Annotated in this window: 1 protein-coding gene; it reads right to left on the reverse strand. The window is 73.3% G+C overall.

What is annotated here, in order from left to right:
* Nucleotides 1-51: 51 nt before the first annotated feature.
* On the reverse strand, nt 52-273 hold a 222-nt coding region (locus tag OO52_RS49350; protein WP_158712718.1), incomplete at its 5' end, for a GNAT family N-acetyltransferase.

Genomic DNA, 273 nt, shown 5'->3' on the forward strand with positions numbered 1-273 from the left:
ACCGCCCGTCGGTCCATGACGACGCCGTCTGCGGACGCGGCGCGCGGCAGTTCAGGCCGGGAAGGCGAACAGGCGGTAGTCGGACAGCGTTGTGAAGCCGAAGCGCCGGTACAGCGGTTCCCCCGCGGGGCTCGCCACGAGCGCGGCGGAGCGCATCCCTCTTTCCTGCCCGGCCCGGAGCGCGGCGACCGTCAACGCTGCGCCGATGCCCCGTCGGCGATGCGCTTCGGCCACGTGGACGAGGAAGATCCCGGCCACCCCGTGGGCGGTGAT

The organism is Streptomyces flaveolus (assembly GCF_000716535.1).
Classification (GTDB): domain Bacteria; phylum Actinomycetota; class Actinomycetes; order Streptomycetales; family Streptomycetaceae; genus Streptomyces; species Streptomyces flaveolus_A.